The organism is Rhizosphaericola mali (genome assembly GCF_004337365.2).
GTDB lineage: Bacteria > Bacteroidota > Bacteroidia > Chitinophagales > Chitinophagaceae > Rhizosphaericola > Rhizosphaericola mali.
Genome location: NZ_CP044016.1, coordinates 39,181 through 55,754 on the forward strand (window position 1 = coordinate 39,181; position 16,574 = coordinate 55,754).

The window sequence follows — 16,574 nt, forward strand, 5'->3', positions numbered from 1 at the left end:
TAACACACGAATTACAATTTTTAATTATGAAAAAAAGATATCTATCCTTTTTAGTTCTTGCTTTTTTTTCAAGCAGGTCTTTCGGGCAGATAGTAGACAAAATTGGCGATCCTGTAGATTATGTTAATCCATTGATGGGATCTGATTCTAAACCAGATCTTTCCAATGGTAATACATATCCTGCTGTCGGTTTGCCTTGGGGGATGAATCTTTGGACTCCACAGACAGGCAGGAATGGTGATGGTTGGCAATATGTATATAATGCAGATAAAATCAGAGGATTTAAACAGACCCATCAGCCTTCTCCTTGGATGAATGACTATGGTATTTTTTCTTTGATGCCTGTAACTGGGGCTGCAATATTTGATCAAAATAAAAGGGCCAGCTGGTATTCTCATAAAACAGAGATTTCTAAACCCTATTATTACAGTGTTTATTTGGCAGATTTTGATGTAACTACAGAATTAACAACGACAGATCGTGCTGCAATGTTTCGCTTTACTTATCCTAAAACGGATAGTGCATTTGTCGTTGTAGATGCATTTGCAAAAGGTTCATACATTAAAATTTACCCATCTCAACACAAAATTATAGGTTATTCTACCCAATACGCGCGTGGGCCAGTTCCTAATTTTAAAAATTATTTTGTTGTTACTTTTGATAAAGCATTTGCAAATTATAGTGCTTGGGGCGATACAACCATTTTTCGTAGTGTAGATGAGTTGAAAGACAAACACGTTGGAGCGATTGTAGGTTTTGCTCCATTAGAACGAGGTGATAAAGTCATTGCAAAAGTAGCCTCCTCTTATATTAGTGAAGAACAGGCAGAAATTAATTTGAAAGAATTAGGAAATGATTCTTTTGAAACTATTGAGAAAAAAGGACGGGATGTTTGGAATAAAACATTAAGCAGATTAGAAGTTAGCGGCGGATCTTTGGATCAAATCCGAACTTTTTATTCTTGTTTGTATCGTACAGTATTTTTCCCAACTAAAATGTACGAAATTGATAAAAAGGGACAAATCGTACACTATAGTCCCTATAATGGAAAAACCTTACCTGGTTATATGTATGCAGGTACAGGTTTTTGGGATACATTTAGAGCATTGTATCCATTCCTAAACTTGGTATATCCTTCTGTAAATAAAGAAATGCAAGAGGGATTGATTAATGATTTCAAAGAAGGTGGATTCTTACCAGAATGGAGCAGCCCAGGATTCGCTGATATTATGGTCGGTAATAATTCTGCATCAGTAGTATCAGAAGCGTATTTGAAAGGCTTACGTGGTTATGATATAGAGACACTATGGAAAGCATTGGTTAAGGATGCCAATAATGAAGGACCTATGAGTGCTGTAGGCCGTAAAGGCGTGAAATACTACAATGATTTGGGATATGTTCCTTATAACGTGGGTATTAATGAAAATGCTGCGCGTACATTGGAATATGCGTATGATGACTACGCTATTTATCGTTTGGGTAAAGCATTAGGTAAACCAGAATCTGAAATTGGCATATATGCAAAACGCGCGATGAACTATAAAAACCTTTTCGATAAATCACATAACTTGATGCGTGGTAAAAACGAAGATGGTAGTTTTCAAGCACCGTTCAGTCCATTCAAATGGGGGGATGCATTCACAGAAGGAAATAGTTGGCATTATAGCTGGAGCGTATTCCAAGATATACAAGGCCTGATAGATTTGATGGGAGGTAAGAAGAGTTTTGTTGGAATGTTGGACTCTGTATTCGTAATGCCTCCAGTATTCGATGATAGTTATTATGGTGGAGTAATTCATGAAATTAGAGAAATGCAGATCATGAATATGGGACAATATGCACATGGTAATCAACCCATCCAACACATGATTTATTTGTATAACTATGCAGGCGAACCATGGAAAACGCAGTATTGGGTACGTAATGCGATGAATAAACTATATCATCCCACTCCTGATGGTTATTGTGGTGATGAAGATAATGGACAGACTTCCGCTTGGTATTTGTTCTCTGCTATGGGTTTTTATCCTGTAACTCCAGCGAGTGATCAGTATGTATTAGGTGCGCCATTATTCAAAAAAGCAACTATCCATTTGGAAAATGGTAAGACTGTAAATATCGCTGCACCTAACAATAGCAAAACAAATATCTATGTAAATTCCTTAAAAGAAAATGGCAAACTATCTACGAAAAATTGGATTGGTCATTTTGACTTATTGAAAGGTATGGATGTACAAGTGGATATGTCTGCTCAACCTAATAAAACTAGAGGTGTTAATAACGCAGATTTTCCATACTCTATGAGTGTAAATAAATAATAGTTTTAATACTAAAATATTTAAAAATTGAATTTTAAAAATGTAATGGTTGCCATGGGAATAACAATTCCTATGGCAACTTTTGTTCAAGCCCAAGACAATTTAGTTCAGTATGTAAAACCAATAATTGGTACAGCTCGCATGGGACATACTTTTCCTGGTGCAACTGTCCCTTTTGGTTCCGTGCAATTGAGTCCTGAAACGGATACTTTGCCACATGATGTCAATGGCAAATATGTAAAAGAAGTATATGAATATTGTGCTGGTTATCAATACGATGATAAAACAATCGTTGGTTTTGCACATACACATTTCAATGGTGTAGGGCATTCTGATTTGGGTGATTTCTTAGTGATGCCTACAGTAGGTACTTTAAAATTGAATCCAGGTGAAAAGACGAAGCCTCGAAGCGGTTTCCGATCTTCATTTAGCCATGCAACTGAAGTGTCTGAAGCAGACTACTATAAAGTACATTTGGATGACTATAATGTAGATGCAGAGTTGACGTCAACGAGTAGAGTAGGAGTGCATAGATATACTTTCCCTCAGTCAAGTGATGCGCATATTATTTTGGATATGATGTACAATATCTATGACTATCAAGGAAAAGATGTCTGGACCTATATGCGCGTCTTAGACGACAGTACGATTGTGGGTTATCGTCAGACGAATGGCTGGGCGAGGAATCGTACCGTTTATTTTGCAATGAAATTTTCAAAACCATTCAAAAACTATGGTTATAAGAACTTTTCCAAAAATGAACCTTATGGTGGTTTTTGGAGACGTTTCAATATCAATCATAATTTTCCAGAAATGTCAGGTCATGATTTGAGAGCATATTTTGATTTTGATACAAAAAATAAAGAATCTATTGTCGTTAAAATGGCGATTTCGCCTGTAAGCTACGATGGCGCTTTGGAAAATATGAAAGCAGAAGCTCCTGGTTGGGATTTTGATGCGATCAAAAAAGATGGTCAGGCCGCTTGGAATAAAGAATTACACAAAATTGAAATTAAGGCAGCAAATGATTCTGAAAAAGTGAATTTCTATACGGCGATGTATCATTCTTTTATCAATCCTACTGAATATATGGATCGCGATGGGCAATATAAAGGAAATGATCAAGCTATACACAAGGCTAATGATTTTACAAACTATACAACATTTTCGTTGTGGGATACGTACAGAGCGCAACATCCATTTTTGGATTTAATCCAAACGCATCGTGCTAATGATATGATGAAATCTATGTTGGCACACTATGATCAGAGTAGTATTAAGATGTTACCAGTATGGTCACATTATGCCAATGATAACTGGTGTATGACGGGTTATCATGCAGTCACAGTGTTATCTGATGCCGTTGTAAAAGGGATCAATACTTTTGATGCGGAAGAAGCATTGGCTGCTTGTATTACCACTTCTAATAATCCATACTATGATAATATTCCAGCCTACAAAAAATACGGATATATTCCTGATGAGAATAGTGGAACTTCTGTTTCGACAACGTTGGAATATGCATTTGATGATTGGAGTATTGCGCAAATGGCGAAGAAATTAGGTAAAGATTCAATCTATCAAACTTATATGAAACGTGCAATGAACTATAAAAATGTTTACGATCCATCGATTGGATTTATGCGTCCAAAATCTGCGGCTGGCGTTTTTCGTGCTAAGTTTGATCCTTTAGAAACAGATGGCGAAGGATTTATAGAAGGTAATAGTTGGAATTTTAGTTTCTATGTACCTCAAGACCCGATGGCATTGATTCAAATGATGGGTGGTGATAAGAAATTTGTAGCGCATTTAGATTCTTTATTCACTATGGAATTGCCCGATAAATATTTCGAACATACAGAAGATATTTCCAAAGATGGTTTGATCGGAAACTATGTACATGGGAATGAGCCTTCCCATCACGTTCCTTATTTGTATGACTATACAAGTCAACCATGGAAAGGTCAAGCACGTATCAGAATGATTTTGAAAAGTCAATATCACAATGGTTCTGCTGGTCTTGGAGGTAATGATGATACTGGACAAATGAGTGCTTGGTATATTTTTAGTTCCTTAGGATTTTATCCAATAGCTCCAGGCTCAGATGTGTATGCGATAGGAAGTCCTGCAATTGATAATGCAGTTTTACATTTGGAAAATGGAAAGATATTTGAAATAAAAGTCAAAAATCAAAGTGACCAAAATGTCTATGTAAAATCTGTTAAATTGAATGGTAAATTACTTTCCAAATATTTCATCCATCATGGAGATATTACAAATGGTGGAGTGTTAGAATTTGAAATGAGTGACAAGCCTAAAAAGTAAACTATAATTTTTTTTAAGGCTGTCCTGATGGGCAGCCTTTGTTTTAATCGATGCATATGAATACATTTTTTTCTAAAAAATCATGGCTTGTTTCTACTGCAATGTTGATGAGCTCTTTGCAATTTTCAAATGCTCAGACAGAAAGCCCTTTGCAATATGTGACTCCAGAGATTGGAGGTGTGGGACATTTACTAGTGCCGACTAGGCCTACTATGCAACAACCATATCAGATGATGCGAATGACGCCCATTCGTAGAGATTATTTGGATGATCAGATAAGCGCTTTTCCCTTATTGTTAGTATCACATCGTTTAGGGGAAGTGTTTTCCATTTTACCCAATATTGATAGTTCTGTTGTTGAAGATAGTTGGAATCATAAATTATCTTATGATCAACAAACGGAGATTAAAAAACCTTGGTACTATCAGACCTTCGATGCAGAGAAAGAGCTATTTGTAGACTATACGCCAGGAAAAAAAACAGGGACTTTTCGTTTTAAATTTGGAAAAAATGGTGCTAAAAACTTGCTATTCGGATCTTTCAATGATATGGATTCTTACTGGAAATCGGTGGATGATCAGACGATAGAAGGGATGCAATATTTCCCTGCTGAAGATGGTTTGCAACCTGTGAAAGTTTTTCTATATGCAAAATTTAATCAATCTGCAAAAACGCAAAGTTTAAATCATTCTTCTATTGCCGAATTGGAAGGTAAAAATCTGAAAATTTATAGTCAGTTTGCCTCCAATGATACGATAGAAATGCGTTACGCAGTTTCTTTTGTAAGTCAAGAACAAGCTCGACAAAACTATAACGACGAATTTCCTACTACGATAAACTTTCAAAAGAATGTTGCTAGTGCAAAAGCCGCTTGGACGAAAGTAATGGGTCAAATTGAGGTTAGTGGCGGTTCCGATGCGCAAAAACGTAGTTTCTATACTGCTTTATATCGTTGTTATGAACGTATGGTTAATATTACAGAAGATGGTAAATATTATAGTGGCTATGATAATAAAATACATGAAGATAAGCGTCCATTCTATGTAGATGATTGGGTATGGGATACGTACTTGGCGTTACATCCATTGCGTACAATTTTGCAACCAACTATAGAACAGGATATGTTGCAGTCCTACGTGCGTATGTATGAGCAAAGTGGTTGGTTACCTACATTTCCTGTAGTATATGGAGACCATGCTTGTATGAATGGTTTTCATTCCAATGTCATAATGTTGGATGCTTATAATAAGGGATTGCGCAATTTTGACTATAATACGGCGTATGAAGGAATGAAGAAAAATTCTTTAGAGGCGACTATGTTACCTTGGCGAAATGGACCTGCGATGGATTTGGATAAATTTTATATGAAAAATGGTTTTTATCCCGCTTTGCATCCTGATGAAAAAGAAACGTATCACCAAGTGAGTGGATTTGAGAAACGTCAAGCGGTGGCGATTACACTCGGTACAAGCTATGATGATTGGGCGGCAGGAGAGTTGGCTAAGAGTTTAGGTAAGTATAGCGACACGGCTATTTTATTCAAAAAAGCACAGTATTATCGCAATCTTTGGAATCCTAAAAATCAAATGTTCATGCCAAAAGATGCGAAAGGCAATTGGATTGACATTGATCCTAAATGGGATGGAGGTCCCGGTGGACGTGACTATTATGACGAAAATAATGGATATACGTACAAGTGGCAAGTACAACACGATATTCCAGGTTTGATTGGATTGATGGGAGGAAAACAACAACTCAATGTACAATTAGACCAACTATTCAGAGAAGGTTTGGGACGTGAAAAGAAATTGTTTTGGGTAAAATTTACCGATGCAACAGGGTTAGTCGGTCAGTTTTCTATGGGAAATGAACCGAGTTTTGTAATTCCTTATTTGTATAATTATAGTGACGCACCGTGGAAAACACAAGAACGTGTTCGTTTGCTTTTAGATGTTTGGTTTGGGGATAATATTTTTGGAATTCCGGGTGATGAAGATGGTGGAGGTATGTCGGCATTTGTTGTATTTTCATCTATGGGATTTTATCCTATAACTCCAGGTAAACCATTATATACCATTGGAAGTCCTGTGTTTAGTAAAGTTGCTATCAAATTAGAAAATGGAAAAACTTTCACTATGATAGCGAATCATAATAGTGCGAGAAATAAATATATCCAATCCGCGACTTTCAACGGAAAAAAATTAGATAAACCGTTTTTTACACATGCACAATTAATTAATGGAGGTAAACTTGTTTTGGAAATGGGGGATCGTCCTAATAAAACATGGGGCTTGTAGTCCTATCGTCCTTAAATGTAAAAAGGCAATACTATAAGTATTGCCTTTTTACATTTAAGGAATTGCAGATTACACTAATGAACCTAATAATTCTCTTGAAAAACCTTTCAATTGAGTTGTGTCTCCACTTTTTATACTATTTACCCAATTTGGATTTGCTAATATAGCACGACCAACTGCAATCAAATCAAATTCTCCTTTTTCCAACATATCATTTAACTTATCAAAATTCGCTGGCACGGATTTTTCACCTGCAAATCCTGCTAAGAAATCTCCAGATAGGCCAACTGAACCAACTGAGATTGTAGGCTGTCCAGTTACTTTTTTTACCCAACCTGCAAAATTCAAATCTGAATTTTCAAATTCAGGCTCCCAGAAACGTCTTTGAGAACAATGGAAAATATCTACCCCTGCATCTGCTAATGGGGCCAACCAATCCTCCAATTCACTTGGTGTTTTTGCCATTTGTGTTTTATAGTCTTGTTGTTTCCATTGGGAAATACGCAAATCAATCACATAGTCTGGTCCCACTGCGGCGCGTATAGCCTTAATTATTTCTTTTGAAAATAGATTACGCTCTTTTAATGTCGGTCCATTCCATTTATCCGTTCTATGATTCAATCCATCCCAAAAAAATTGATCGATCAAATATCCATGCGCTCCGTGAACTTCCAATAAATCAAATCCTAATTTCTTTGCATCTTTGGCTGCACTTGCAAATGCTGTAATAGTATCTTGAATATCTTCCTCTGTCATCGTTTTTCCAACTTTCTGATCAGAAAATAACAAACCAGAAGGACCTTCGGAATTGGGATTTGTAGGCGAACTATCTAGCATTGGTACGATACCCATATGCCAAAGTTGAGGTGCTATTTTACCACCATTATCATGTACTTTTTCAACTACATTTTTCCATCCGTTAAGGGCTTCATTTCCAAAGAAATGTGGAACGTTTGGATCATTTGAAGAATAGGGACGATCAATTACGGTACCTTCTGTTATGATTAAGCCAACCTCATCCGCAGCTCTTTTGGCGTAATATTCTGCAACATTCTCACCAGGAATGCCATTAGGAGAAAAACTTCTAGTCATGGGGGCCATGACGATTTTATTTTTTAATTCGAGTGATTTGTACTTGAAGGATTGAAATAAAGCACTATTGTTTGTCATTATGTATATTTTATAAAAACAAAATTAATGTTTAAACATTGAAATAAAGAAATGAGATGTTAAATAATTGAAAAATTGATTTACCTGTTCCAATCTCCGCTTTTTTTTGACCAACTAACTGGAATATTTGACCAACCATCGAAGTCTTTTTTACCGAAATATAAAATCCTACACTTTTGTAATGAAGAAAGAAAAACAACTAATTATGATCACTTATATACTATCTCAAAGGACACTAATATTATTAATTCAACTCATTATTTGGGCAATTAGTTTTGGCTTTGGTAGATTTATGTTCTAATCTGTAATCTGAAGTAAGGTAAATAATTGCTCTTTTCTACTACGCGAAATCGGTAAGGAAATATGCTCCGAAAGCTCAACGGTATTACCAAATATAGTTTCAACCTTATTCACTGCGATGATGTAAGAATTGTGTATCCTGCAAAACATTTTCGCCGGTAAGCGCTCTTCCATTGCTTTCATAGAAGTTGATATGAGGAAATTTTCTTTTTTCAAGGTATGTATTTTTACATAATCACTCAGGGCTTCCAAATAGAGAATATCGTTGATGGAAATTTTTCTAAATTGTCCATCAATTTTTACAAATAATGTATCCGAACTTGTAATCTCTTTATCCTCAATTGTGTCCTTATTAGTATGACTATTCTCAATCGCTTTTTGAACTGCTTTCTGAAATCTTTCAAATGAAAATGGTTTCATCAGATAATCCACTACATTTAATTCAAATGCATCTAGTGCATACTCTGAGTATGCCGTCGTAAATATTATATTCAACGATTTAGAGGGGAGAAGTTTCGCTAATGTTAGTCCGTCCATTTCAGGCATTTGGATATCCAAAAACAATAAATCAAAATGCATGGATTTAATTTTATCAAATGCCTCAATTGCATTATCCGCCTTAGTAATAGATTTTATAAGTGGTATTTTTTGACAAAATTCGTTGAGAATATGTTGTGCTATAGGTTCATCATCAACTATAAGTACATTCATGCTAGTTTAATTTTAAGGTCCACTTCAAATATATTTTCTGCAGAAAAATTCAATTGGTAATTATTGGCATATTCCAAATCTAAACGTTTTCTAACATTATCTAATCCTACGCCGCCAACATCTTTGATATTTGTTTGTTCTGCTTTTTTATTGGGCAGACTATTTTTTACATTGAAATGGATTTCATTTTCCTGTTGTATTAAGGATACTTTCACCCAAGATTGACTTGTTGTACTATTAACGCCATGTTTGAATGCATTTTCTATAAAATTAATAAAGATCAAGGGGGCAATAGACTTTTCGTTATTGGTATCTATAGTATACTCAAATTGAATAGAAACTTTTTCTGGATTATGACGCATGCGCTCAAATTCGAGGAAATTATTTAAAAATAGAATTTCGTCAGTTAATAAAACATTCTTTTCTCTTGATTTTACAAATGCAAAATTGAGCAACTGAGAGAGTTGTTCCACAGCTTTTTGTGCAGGTGGGTTTTCTTTTAGATTAGCATGGATTTCGTCCAATGATTTTCTTAACCATTCCGACGGAATATTACTCTGTGCTTTTTCAAATTGAAGTTCATTGTTTCTTTCTTGTAATAGCTTTTGAGTTTGTGCATTTTGGTAAATTTCAATAACTATTTTAATTAGAATAAGTGGTATAGTTGCCCAAAAAGTGGATGAAAGATAAAGAAGCACATATACAATGGAATATGGTGATGTATGCGAATAAAAGTCCCAAATCTCTTGGATTTGAGGATTATTCCAATGAAAATACATACTAACTTTAGTAACTGATAATAGGAGAACCCAGTCGAGAGGTAATACAAGTAACAATAGAATTGCCACCCAAATTCCTTTTTGTGCTTTAAATAGTTGAATTATAAAACAACATAGATAAAACAAAAAGATTATTCTTAGGTATTGTAGAATTGTAAAAAAAATTAAATAGTTACTTATATGCTTTTCATTAAAATAAATTTTATTGAAAAGCATATAGTATAAATAAGTTAGTAAAAGCATCACGATATGACTACTCATTCGCTGCGTTTTACTTTTATATATGCTGTATGGTTGTATTGCCATATTAATAATCGTTTTTTAAAGGAATATTCCAATGGTGAGTATCGTTTATAGAACATTTAATGTGGTCCATTGTCATAGCAATTTTAATATTGGAATCCTTGTTAATATTTTGAAGAAGATAATTTAAAATAGGAAAAGTTTCCTTTTTCGCAATTAAGAAGTTCTCAGTTTTAATTTCGTTTGACAAGTAATTAGTTGTATTGAGGACTTTTAATATGTGTGTAAATTCCTTTACTGGAATTATTTTTTGTGTAGAATAAACATAGTAACGTAATATTTCAGATAAATCAAGTATTTTCTCATTTGCGTCTTCCTGTTGTAGAGATAAACCGTAAATTGTATTCAAAGCATTGAAAAGAAAATGTGGGCGTATTTGGTTTTTCAAATAATCAATTTCTGAGCGATTACGCCATTGAGATAATGTTCGCGTTTCTTTCTCAGAAAGATAATAATCTTTAGTGAGTTTGGCTGTAATTGATAATCCAATAAAGTAGATTAATATATTGAAATAAAAAAAGAGATTCTTAATATGAAAAAGGAATTTACCATCAAACATCCTTTTTTGAAAGCTTTTAAAATATTCGTTTTGAGTGTAACTTAAAAAGAATATCTCCAAACAATAATGGCAAAATATGTATCCTGCCAACACTATGATTAAAAGGTATAATATTCCAAGTAATTTTTTCTTCCTTATTATTGGAACGCACATATAAATAATCAGGTAGTAGTTTAACATCGTAGAGATATCCAATATCAAGCAAAACAATATATTGTCCTTGCTGAAAAAATTCAATTGATATGTTACTTGTTGTGGATTATATTTAAAACGGATATTGACATAACTCCAATACCAGAATAACAGAAATAAGTAAAATAATACCCAAAGGATGATATGAGTAATGATTTTTCTCATTTTAGACGTGCTAGTTATATTGTTTCCAAGTGAGTCGAGCATAATTAATATATAATATTCAAATATCAACATTTGAGAAGTATTGATGAAATGAATTCTGTATTTGGTATACAATGACCGATAGTTGGTAACGGTTGGAGGCGATAGAAGGTATTAATAAGGCATTTTTAATATTTTTTGAAAAAACTTCTCAAAATATTTTGCCAGATGAAAAAAGTTTGTATTTTTGCGCCCCCTTACGGAAGTGGGGGAAGAGTTCTAAGAAAGGGTGAAGAAAAAGATTTAAATAAAATTTGTTTAAGTTAAATATATGATTTACTTTTGCAACCCGTTAAACGGAAGCGAATAACGAGATAAGTTCTTGAAAATGAGTAAGTTAGAAAAATAAATAAAAAATAAATTTTGTTTAAATAAAAATAATCACTTACCTTTGCAACCCGCTAAGCGGGACGGATGATTGGCTGAGAGGTTAACATTTGGCAATAAGATTACTAGAGAGTAGTTTTAAAAGATCTTTGAAAGACAGTAAAACGAAGGGTAAAAAGAACCTGAAGTACAACGAAAAAACAACAAGAACCGAATAGATTTCGAGAGAAGCTAGTCGGGTCAAACAACAACATTTACAATGGAGAGTTTGATCCTGGCTCAGGATGAACGCTAGCGGCAGGCTTAATACATGCAAGTCGAGGGGCAGCACGTCTTCGGATGGTGGCGACCGGCAAACGGGTGCGGAACACGTACATAACCAACCTTATCCTGGAGGATAGCCCGGTGAAAACCGGATTAATACTCCATAGTATATTTTGTTCGCATGAATAGGATATTAAACGCAAGGGGATAAGACGGATGTGCGTATGATTAGTTAGTTGGCGGGGTAACGGCCCACCAAGACCACGATCATTAGCTGATGTGAGAGCATGATCAGCCACATGGGCACTGAGACACGGGCCCAACTCCTACGGGAGGCAGCAGTAAGGAATATTGGTCAATGGACGAAAGTCTGAACCAGCCATGCCGCGTGAAGGATGAAGGTCCTCTGGATTGTAAACTTCTTTTATCTGGGGCGAAAACCATCTTTTCTAAGATATTTGACAGTACCAGAAGAATAAGCACCGGCTAACTCCGTGCCAGCAGCCGCGGTAATACGGAGGGTGCAAGCGTTATCCGGATTCACTGGGTTTAAAGGGTGCGCAGGCGGATTTATAAGTCAGAGGTGAAATCTGTAGGCTTAACCTACAAACTGCCTTTGATACTATAGATCTTGAATGTCGCTGAGGTCAGCGGAATATAACATGTAGCGGTGAAATGCATAGATATGTTATAGAACACCGATTGCGAAGGCAGCTGACTAAAGGACGATTGACGCTGAGGCACGAAAGCGTGGGTAGCGAACAGGATTAGATACCCTGGTAGTCCACGCCCTAAACGATGATTACTCGACATTTGCGATACGATAGTAAGTGTCTGAGCGAAAGCATTAAGTAATCCACCTGGGAAGTACGACCGCAAGGTTGAAACTCAAAGGAATTGGCGGGGGTCCGCACAAGCGGTGGAGTATGTGGTTTAATTCGATGATACGCGAGGAACCTTACCCGGGCTAGAATGTGAGTGACGTAGATTGAAAGGTCTATTTATAGCAATATACACGAAACAAGGTGCTGCATGGTTGTCGTCAGCTCGTGCCGTGAGGTGTTGGGTTAAGTCCCGCAACGAGCGCAACCCCTATCGTTAGTTGCCATCAGGTTAAGCTGGGCACTCTAATGAGACTGCCGCCGTAAGGCGCGAGGAAGGAGGGGATGATGTCAAATCATCATGGCCTTTATGCCCGGGGCTACACACGTACTACAATGGTAAGGACAAAGAGCAGCCACTTGGTGACAAGGCGCGAATCTCAAAAACCTTATCTCAGTTCGGATCGGAGTCTGCAACTCGACTCCGTGAAGCTGGAATCGCTAGTAATCGTAGATCAGCAATGCTACGGTGAATACGTTCCCGGACCTTGCACACACCGCCCGTCAAGCCATGAAAGCTGGGTGTACCTAAAGTCGGTAACCGAAAGGATCCGCCTAGGGTAAAACTAGTAATTGGGGCTAAGTCGTAACAAGGTAGCCGTACCGGAAGGTGCGGCTGGAATACCTCCTTTTTAGAGATACGAAGGTTTTTAATATTTAGTAGTTTTATTGTCTTTTAAAAATATTGTACGAGAGTACAGAAGAAAAGTTCTTATAGATAAGAAGAAAGGGCGTAAGGGATGCAGCTCATGCCTCAGGGCGAAGAGTCGCTATATAGACAGACTCGTAGCTCAGTTGGTTAGAGCGCTACACTGATAATGTAGAGGTCCCCAGTTCAAATCTGGGCGGGTCTACGAGTTAAATAACTCGGGGGATTAGCTCAGTTGACTAGAGCACCTGCTTTGCACGCAGGGGGTCAACGGTTTGAATCCGTTATCCTCCACAGTGAGTAAGAAGTAGTCAGTCTTAAGTCGTAAGTATTCAATTACTTATAACTCATCACTTATTACTTATAACTCAAAAGATCTTTGACATATTGGAAAACGAAATCAATGCTGTTTAATAGTGTGATCACCACACTATTAGACAGGGTAAATAAAGAAATTTAAAGTGAAATAAGGGCGTATGGTGGATGCCTAGGGTCTGAGAGGCGAAGAAGGACGTGGTAAGCTGCGAAAAGCTTGGGAGAGCTGCACACGAGCATTATATCCCAAGATCTCCGAATGGGACAACCCGCTATATTGAAGATATAGCACTCGCAAGAGAGCCAACCTCCTGAACTGAAACATCTAAGTAGGGAGAGGAAAAGAAAATAATTAAATGATTTCCCAAGTAGTGGCGAGCGAACAGGAAATAGCCCAAACCGATACCGCGTGCGGTATCGGGGTTGTAGGACTGCATTTAGAAATAGTTATCAAGTAGAATTACCTGGAAAGGTAAGCCGCAGAGCGTGAAAGCCGTGTAAACAGAAATTAACTAGGACGAGCAGTATCCTGAGTAGCGCGGGACCGGAGGAATCCTGTGTGAATCTGCCAGCACCATCTGGTAAGGCTAAATACTCCTCAGACACCGATAGTGAACCAGTACCGTAAGGGAAAGGTGAAAAGAACCGTGAACAACGGAGTGAAATAGTACCTGAAACCGTACGCCTACAAGCGGTCGGAGCTTCGCAAGAAGTGACGGCGTGCCTTTTGCATAATGAACCTACGAGTTACTATTTACTGGCGAGGTTAAGTTTTTAAAAAATGGAGCCGTAGCGAAAGCGAGTCCGAATAGGGCGCATAGTCAGTAGGTGTAGACGCGAAACTTTGTGATCTATCCATGTGCAGGTTGAAGGTTTGGTAACACAAACTGGAGGACCGAACCCGTTGACGTTGAAAAGTCTTGGGATGACGTGTGGATAGGGGTGAAAGGCCAATCAAACTGAGAGATAGCTCGTTCTCCCCGAAATGTTTTTAGGAACAGCGTTGCATTAAGAATTTTGTTAGAGGTAGAGCTACTGATTGGACTAGGGGGCTTCACCGCCTGCCAAATCCTGACAAACTCCGAATGCTAACAAATATCTGCAGCAGTGAGGCTTTGTGCGCTAAGGTGCAGGGCCGAGAGGGAAATAACCCAGAACAGCAGCTAAGGTCCCCAATACATGGTTAAGTTAAACAAACGAGGTGGAATTTCTAGGACAGCCAGGATGTTTGCTCGGAAGCAGCCATTCATTTAAAGAGTGCGTAACAGCTCACTGGTCGAGAGATTCTGCACGGAAAATGATCGGGTATCAAACCATGAACCGAAGCTCTGTAATAGTACACTTAAGTGTATCATTGGTAGGGGAGCATTGAAATTGCACCGAAGCCGTATGGCGACGTATGGTGGAGCGATTTCAAAAGAAAATGTAGGTATAAGTAACGATAATTAAAGTGAAAAACTTTAACGCCGAAAATCCAAGGGTTCCTGATCAACGTTAATCGGATCAGGGTTAGTCCAGTCCTTAGGTGTACCCGAAAGGGGAAGCTGATGGCAATCAGGTTAATATTCCTGAACCTGCTATACATTAAAAGTGACGGATCTTCAAGCTTTCTACGTACTTACGGAATAGTGCGTTGAACGGAGTCTACGGACAAAGTGAAGAAGGGGAGAAGGTTCCAAGAAAAGCGAGTATAGCGGCTGGTACCGTAAACCGACACAGGTGGATGGGAAGAGTATTCTAAGGCGCTCGGGTGAGCCGTGGAGAAGGAACTAGGCAAATTAACGCTGTAACTTCGGGATAAAGCGTACCACAGCAATGTGGTTTCAATAAAATGGTGCGACCAACTGTTTAACAAAAACACAGGGCCCTGCGAAATCGAAAGATGAAGTATAGAGCCTGATGCCTGCCCGGTGCTGGAAGGTTAAGGAAGGATGTTCGGAGTAATCCAAAGCTTCTGACTGAAGCCCCAGTAAACGGCGGCCGTAACTATAACGGTCCTAAGGTAGCGAAATTCCTTGTCGGGTAAGTTCCGACCTGCACGAATGGTCTAATGAGTTGCACACTGTCTCCTCCACGAGCCCGGTGAAATTGTAGTATCGGTGAAGATGCCGGTTACCCGCCACGGGACGGAAAGACCCCGTGAACCTTCACTACAGCTTTACATTGATCTTGAACAACCGATGTGTAGGATAGTTGGGAGACTATGAGCCGGCTTCGCCAGGAGTCGGGGAGTCACTGTTGAAATACCAACCTTCTGTTGTTTAGGACCTAACCCAATGCGATTGGGGACATTGTATGGCGGGTAGTTTGACTGGGGTGGTCGCCTCCTAAAAAGTAACGGAGGCTTGCAAAGGTACCCTCAGTACGGTTGGTAATCGTACGCAGAGCATATTGGTATAAGGGTGCTTGACTGTGAGACAGACACGTCGAACAGGGACGAAAGTCGGCTAAAGTGATCCGGTGGTTCTGTATGGAAGGGCCATCGCTCAAAGGATAAAAGGTACTCCGGGGATAACAGGCTGATCTTACCCAAGAGCTCATATCGACGGTAAGGTTTGGCACCTCGATGTCGGTTCGTCACATCCTGGGGCTGGAGAAGGTCCCAAGGGTTCGGCTGTTCGCCGATTAAAGTGGCACGCGAACTGGGTTCAGAACGTCGCAAGACAGTTCGGTCCCTATCTGTGGTGGGCGCAAGTAAATTGAGGGAACATGCTCTTAGTACGAGAGGACCGGAGCGTATGTACCGCTGGTGTACCAGTTGTGATGCCAATTGCATTGCTGGGTAGCTATGTACAGACAGGATAAACGCTGAAAGCATCTAAGCGTGAAACCTATCTCAAGATGAGTTTACTGTTAAGGGTCGTAGGAGACGACTACGTTGATAGGCTGCAGGTGTACAGGTGGTAACATCTTAGCTGAGCAGTACTAATAGCCCGTAAGCTTTATAAAATTAAAAAGAGAGTAGTTTTTCAATATGTCA

At 38.1% G+C, this 16,574-nt stretch carries 7 protein-coding genes, 2 tRNA genes and 2 rRNA genes; 7 read left to right on the forward strand and 4 right to left on the reverse strand.

What is annotated here, in order from left to right; translation table 11 throughout:
* Positions 1-26: 26 nt before the first annotated feature.
* Genes E0W69_RS00150 through E0W69_RS00160 form a run of 3 tightly spaced genes read left to right on the forward strand, consistent with a single transcriptional unit; the run spans position 27 to position 6,940 of the window.
* The gene (locus tag E0W69_RS00150) at positions 27-2,318 is read left to right on the forward strand and encodes a GH92 family glycosyl hydrolase (protein ID WP_131328025.1); all 2,292 of its coding nucleotides are present in this window, start codon (positions 27-29) and stop codon (positions 2,316-2,318) included.
* A gap of 27 nt (positions 2,319-2,345) precedes the next feature.
* Positions 2,346-4,643: a GH92 family glycosyl hydrolase gene (locus tag E0W69_RS00155; protein ID WP_225321346.1), complete on the forward strand. Its 2,298-nt coding sequence runs from the start codon at positions 2,346-2,348 to the stop codon at positions 4,641-4,643.
* Positions 4,644-4,699: 56 nt separating this feature from the next.
* A complete protein-coding gene (locus E0W69_RS00160; RefSeq protein ID WP_225321347.1) occupies positions 4,700-6,940 on the forward strand; it encodes a GH92 family glycosyl hydrolase in 2,241 nt (746 codons plus the stop codon).
* Between the two features lie 69 nt (positions 6,941-7,009).
* Here E0W69_RS00160 and E0W69_RS00165 read toward each other — a convergent pair whose 3' ends face one another.
* The 4 genes from E0W69_RS00165 to E0W69_RS20365 form a co-directional block, all read right to left on the reverse strand.
* Positions 7,010-8,110: an NADH:flavin oxidoreductase gene (locus E0W69_RS00165; RefSeq protein WP_131328027.1), complete on the reverse strand. Its 1,101-nt coding sequence runs from the start codon at positions 8,108-8,110 to the stop codon at positions 7,010-7,012.
* Between the two features lie 297 nt (positions 8,111-8,407).
* Positions 8,408-9,121 carry a LytR/AlgR family response regulator transcription factor gene (locus tag E0W69_RS00170; RefSeq protein ID WP_131328028.1) on the reverse strand — a complete coding sequence of 238 codons (714 nt, stop codon included), beginning with the start codon at positions 9,119-9,121 and terminating at the stop codon, positions 8,408-8,410.
* Complete coding sequence (locus E0W69_RS00175; RefSeq protein ID WP_191967915.1) at positions 9,118-9,969, reverse strand: sensor histidine kinase; 852 nt, start codon at positions 9,967-9,969, stop codon at positions 9,118-9,120. The genes E0W69_RS00170 and E0W69_RS00175 overlap by 4 nt, the downstream gene beginning before the upstream one ends.
* A gap of 238 nt (positions 9,970-10,207) precedes the next feature.
* Positions 10,208-10,762, reverse strand: coding sequence for a histidine kinase (locus tag E0W69_RS20365; RefSeq protein ID WP_191967916.1), 555 nt, complete (start codon positions 10,760-10,762; stop codon positions 10,208-10,210).
* A 979-nt stretch (positions 10,763-11,741) separates the two neighbouring features.
* On the opposite strand from E0W69_RS20365, the gene E0W69_RS00185 reads away from it, so the two are divergent.
* The 4 genes from E0W69_RS00185 to E0W69_RS00200 all read left to right on the forward strand — a co-directional run bounded on the left by E0W69_RS00185 (position 11,742) and on the right by E0W69_RS00200 (position 16,543).
* Positions 11,742-13,262 (forward strand): 16S ribosomal RNA (locus tag E0W69_RS00185).
* 148 nt (positions 13,263-13,410) lie between these two features.
* A tRNA-Ile gene (locus E0W69_RS00190) sits at positions 13,411-13,484 on the forward strand.
* A 15-nt stretch (positions 13,485-13,499) separates the two neighbouring features.
* Positions 13,500-13,573 (forward strand) — tRNA-Ala (locus tag E0W69_RS00195).
* A 161-nt stretch (positions 13,574-13,734) separates the two neighbouring features.
* A 23S ribosomal RNA gene (locus E0W69_RS00200) occupies positions 13,735-16,543 on the forward strand.
* Together the 16S and 23S rRNA genes with 2 tRNA genes alongside form the textbook arrangement of a ribosomal RNA operon.
* Positions 16,544-16,574 lie beyond the last annotated feature (31 nt).

Excerpts from the sequence above, each read along its gene's own strand:
- E0W69_RS00150 (WP_131328025.1), top strand. The coding sequence starts at position 27 with ATGAAAAAAAGATATCTATCCTTTTTAGTTCTTGCTTTTTTTTCAAGC.
- E0W69_RS20365 (WP_191967916.1), bottom strand. The coding sequence starts at position 10,762 with ATGTTTGATGGTAAATTCCTTTTTCATATTAAGAATCTCTTTTTTTAT.
- E0W69_RS00170 (WP_131328028.1), bottom strand. The coding sequence starts at position 9,121 with ATGAATGTACTTATAGTTGATGATGAACCTATAGCACAACATATTCTC.
- E0W69_RS00165 (WP_131328027.1), bottom strand. The coding sequence starts at position 8,110 with ATGACAAACAATAGTGCTTTATTTCAATCCTTCAAGTACAAATCACTC.
- E0W69_RS00160 (WP_225321347.1), top strand. The coding sequence starts at position 4,700 with ATGAATACATTTTTTTCTAAAAAATCATGGCTTGTTTCTACTGCAATG.